The sequence below is a fragment of the Haloferax sp. s1 genome (genome assembly GCF_058382125.1).
In genome coordinates, this window is the sequence record NZ_JBZRPK010000392.1 from 1 (window position 1) to 4,018 (window position 4,018).

At 61.5% G+C, this 4,018-nt stretch carries 4 protein-coding genes and 1 pseudogene; 2 read left to right on the forward strand and 3 right to left on the reverse strand.

The features are described 5' to 3' along the window. The 3 genes and pseudogenes from QT222_RS05055 to QT222_RS05065 all read right to left on the reverse strand — a co-directional run. Positions 1 to 534: pseudogene (locus tag QT222_RS05055) on the reverse strand (malate synthase); the annotation flags it as partial. After that, positions 527 to 1,576 carry an isocitrate lyase gene (aceA, locus tag QT222_RS05060; protein WP_004059467.1) on the reverse strand — a complete coding sequence of 350 codons (1,050 nt, stop codon included), beginning with the start codon at positions 1,574 to 1,576 and terminating at the stop codon, positions 527 to 529. The gene aceA and the pseudogene QT222_RS05055, both read right to left, overlap by 8 nt. Next, a complete protein-coding gene (locus tag QT222_RS05065) occupies positions 1,573 to 1,830 on the reverse strand; it encodes a hypothetical protein (protein ID WP_491476513.1) in 258 nt (85 codons plus the stop codon). Before QT222_RS05065 ends, aceA begins: the two co-directional genes overlap by 4 nt. A gap of 335 nt (positions 1,831 to 2,165) precedes the next feature. Here QT222_RS05065 and QT222_RS05070 point away from each other — a divergent pair, with 335 nt between their 5' ends. Then, positions 2,166 to 3,119: an ABC transporter ATP-binding protein gene (locus tag QT222_RS05070; protein WP_004059472.1), complete on the forward strand. Its 954-nt coding sequence runs from the start codon at positions 2,166 to 2,168 to the stop codon at positions 3,117 to 3,119. Continuing rightward, positions 3,116 to 3,883: an ABC transporter permease gene (locus QT222_RS05075; protein ID WP_491476514.1), complete on the forward strand. Its 768-nt coding sequence runs from the start codon at positions 3,116 to 3,118 to the stop codon at positions 3,881 to 3,883. Before QT222_RS05070 ends, QT222_RS05075 begins: the two co-directional genes overlap by 4 nt. The last annotated feature ends 135 nt before the right edge of the window (positions 3,884 to 4,018 follow it).

A 4,018-nucleotide genomic window follows, 5' to 3' on the forward strand; every position in this document is an offset into this window, starting at 1 on the left:
GTTTGTGAGCCTGCCGATCTGCTCGCGGTGTGTCCCCATCGAGAGGGAGGCATGACCGCACGGGAGGATGACGGACATGGCGATGCTGCCTGCTTCGAGACCGTGCTCGTTTTCGACGATAGTGAAGAACTCGTCGGCCTTCTTCCAGTCGTCGATGTCGCCGACTTCGGGGACGACGAATCCGTCGATGTGCTCGATGGCTCCTCGCTCGGGGTCGGCGATTTCCAGCATGTGCTGGAAGCCCTGATACCGAGTCGTCGGGCTGTCGCGGTGCCAGACGATTCGGGGGTGAATCTCGCCGGGGAAGTCCGCGCCGTGTTCGGAGACGACTTCGATGATGTTCTCGGCACCCTCGTCACGCATCGAGGGTGCTGTTGCATCCTCGTTGTCCGGCACCCACACGTCCGGTGCCTGCATGCCGCGGAGTTGGGCGGCGCTCCGGAGCATCTTCGCGGAGTCGTCTTCGCCCTCGACGGCCGTCGGCGAGGTGAAGAACGTCCGCACGAACTCGCGGTCGTGGCGTCGCTCAGTCATCGTCGTTGGCTCTGGCGTTGCTCGTAATGGGGTCGGCTTCGTCTTCGCTGAAGCCTTCCGACTCCTCGATGCGGCGGCGCGCCTCGGGGTCGAATTCCGTCTCGATGTCCTGGTAGCGCGAGACGAACGAGAGTTCGTGGTGGCTCTCGGTCGGGTGGCCGAGGTAGCGCTGTTCAAGGTCGAACTGCCCCTGTTCGTCCTCTTCGGCGAGCTTCTTGAAGTCCTCGTAGACCGAGTGGGCACCCGAGTGCAGGCCGAACAGCGTGATGAAGATGTACTTGTAGCCGAGGTCACCCAGCTCCTGGAACGTGAGCGGGTCTTCCTCTTCGGACCACGCGAACGACGACGAGTAGTTGAACGCGAGCTTCAGGTCCGGGTGCGTCTCGTGAATCTTCTCGGCGTAGTTGACCGCATCTTCACGGGACGGGTTCGGCATCTCGGGCCAGACGAGGTCGACGCCGGCGTCGGCGTAGATGCGACCGCGTTCGAGGTGTTCTTCCCAGTCGCCGTTGGCCGAGCCGTAGGCGTCGGTGCGGGCGATGATGACCGTGTCGTCGCACTGCTTGGCGTCGACGGCCGCCTCGAAGCGGGCGCGAGCTTTCTCGCGGGAGATGATTTGCTTGCCCGCGATGTGGCCACAGCGCTTCGGCGTCGTCTGGTCTTCGATGTGGATGGCGGCGACACCGGCCTTCTCGTACTCGCGGACGGCGCGACGGACGTTGTGGATGCCGCCGTAGCCCGTGTCACAGTCGGCGATGATAGGGAGGTTCGTCGCCTCGACCATGCGCTTTGCATTCTCGACCATTTCGGTCATCGTGACCATCTCCAGGTCCGGGAAGCCGAACTGCCCGAGGACGGTCGAATAGCCGGACATGTAGGCGGCGTCGTGGCCGGTCATCTCGGCGAGCCGCGCGTCGAGAGCATGGTACATGCCGGGTGCGAACACGAAGTCCTGCGTGTTCAGCATCTCGCGGAGTTCGCGGCCTTTCGGGTTGTCGATATCGCGGACGAAGACGTCGCTGTCGAGTTCGGTCGGATTCATTGGGTGTCGGTAGGATTCTGGATAGCTCGCTCGATACGGTTCAGTTGGGCACGGAGCGCGGCGAGTTCGCGCCGGACGTTCGTCAGCTCGTCTTCTTCACCCGGTTGCTGGATGAAGGGGACGAGCGGCGCGTCCATGTTCTCCTCGTTGTTGGGGTACCGCCGAGGGATCTGGGGAGGGCGAGTTGTCGTGTCGGTTCGGGTCGTGTCGGTTCGGGTCGTGTCGGTTCGGGTCGTGTTGGGTTGGTCTGTCATCGTCTACGTTGGTGGAGTCGGTGGTCGATAGCGGTCCAGTCGTGTGGCGGTGGGTGTGAGGTCAGATGCTGCGGATACTACCATTGTGCGTTGCCTCACATGGTCCGAGTCGGGTCCGACACTAAAAGTTAATCATTTATAATGATAATATTCATTAATGATTTACTTTAGTACGGTGGGATATTATGACATAAATTGTGGTGTTATAGCATACCAAACTTACGTCGAAGCCCGCCCGGCTGGCCTCGCTCCCGCCCCCCATTATGGCACGTGCTAACAATGCATTCCGCGTACACCACGCTTAATCGCGTTCACACCCGACGACGCACCAGCGAATGGCATCTGCGATTGAGATACGCGACCTGACGAAGTCCTACGGCGACGTCACGGCGCTCGACGGTATCGACCTCGACGTGCCCGAAGGGTCGTTCTTCGGACTGTTGGGGCCGAACGGTGCCGGGAAAACGACGTTCATCAACATCCTCGTCGGTCTCGTGCGCAAATCCGGCGGGACGGCGAGCGTGTTCGGTTACGACGTCGAAGACGACTACCGCGAGGCCCGCGACCGAATCGGCCTCGCACCGCAGGAGTTCAACGTCGACCGCTTTTTCCCCATCCGAGAAGTGCTCGAACACAAGGCTGGCTATCACGGAATTCCGCAGTCGGAGGCGCGGGAACGGGCTGACGAGGTACTCAAGCGAGTCGGCATCTACGACAAGCGCGACACCCGGTTCGACTGGCTCTCCGGCGGGATGAAACGTCGCTTCATGCTCGCACGAGCGCTCATCACCGACCCGGACCTCCTCATCCTCGACGAACCGACCGCCGGCGTCGACGTGCAACTCCGCCACGAACTCTGGGAGACCATCATCGACCTCAACGACCGCGGGACGACCATCCTGCTGACCACCCACTACATCGAGGAAGCAGAACGACTCTGTGACGAAGTGGCTATCCTCGACTCCGGGCGCATCATCGAAGTCGCCAGCCCCGAGGAGCTGATGGACCGCGGCACCGACGACATCGTCGTCCAACTTCGCGACCCGCCGACGGCAGTCCCCGACTTCGCGGCCGACGACGACCGCGTAGAGGCAGTCAACCTTGAGGGCACCCGCCTCGTCGTCACCGCCCAACAGGGGGGACTCGTCGCCCCCGACGTGGTCCAGACACTCGACCGCGCGGGCCACGAAATCGTCGACCTCGAAATCTCGCGCACGTCGCTCGAAGAGGTGTTCGTCGAGATGACGCGACAGGGCGAAGGCCGCGCGACGGCGGAGGTGACACAATGAATATCGACGTAACCGGCTTCTACGCCTTACTCCGACGCGAAATGCTCCGGTTCGTCCGTCGCCCGCGAAACACGTTCGTCCCGCCGTTTATCACGAACGTGCTGTACTTCTCTGTCTTCGGCGTCATCCTCGGCGAGCGAATCAACGAGATTGCGGGCGTCCCCTACATCCTGTTTATCCTCCCGGGCCTCATCGTCCTCGGAGCCGTCTCGAACGCCTTCGAGAACGCGTCGTTTTCCATCTTCCACGGCCGCTGGAACCGCTACATCGAGGAGGCGCTTACCTCGCCGCTTTCGTACACTTCGATGGTCGGCGCGTACATCCTCTCCAGTGCGACCCGCGGCATTCTCGTCGGTACACTCGTTGCCCTCATCGGCGCGTTCTTCACTACTGTCGGCGTCGCCCGGCCCTTCTACCTCGTCGCGTTCATGCTCGTCATTACCCTCCTTTTCGCCGGGTTCGGCGTCATCGGCGGTCTCTGGGCCGACGACTTCGACGACCTGACGATGATGAACCAGTTCATCCTCCGCCCACTGGTCTTCTTCGGCGGCGTCTTCTACTCGCTCAACGAGATTCCCGAACTGTTCCGACAGGCGTCGCTCCTCAATCCGATGATTTACATGGTCAACGGCGTCCGCTACGGCTTCCTCGGCGTCACCGAGGTCGACCCGAACCTCTCGTTGGGAGTCCTCTCCGGACTCACGTTCGTCGTCGTCGCGGTGAACGTCGCTCTGTTCCGGCGTGGGTACGGGTTGACTGATTGACTGACCGTCGTTCTCTCTCGCTTTTCGCAGGTCTGACCTGGGTAGTCACCGTTCATCTCTTCAATAATACCGTCACATATGAGCCTGTCCAAGAAACATCGGCAGAATACCTCAAAGTCTACGAGCACTGTGTAC

What these genes read in the sequence shown, in the direction of transcription:
- aceA (WP_004059467.1), bottom strand. Translation starts at nt 1,576, where the DNA reads ATGAATCCGACCGAACTCGACAGCGACGTCTTCGTCCGCGATATCGAC.
- QT222_RS05075 (WP_491476514.1), top strand. Translation starts at nt 3,116, where the DNA reads ATGAATATCGACGTAACCGGCTTCTACGCCTTACTCCGACGCGAAATG.
- QT222_RS05070 (WP_004059472.1), top strand. Translation starts at nt 2,166, where the DNA reads ATGGCATCTGCGATTGAGATACGCGACCTGACGAAGTCCTACGGCGAC.
- QT222_RS05065 (WP_491476513.1), bottom strand. Translation starts at nt 1,830, where the DNA reads ATGACAGACCAACCCAACACGACCCGAACCGACACGACCCGAACCGAC.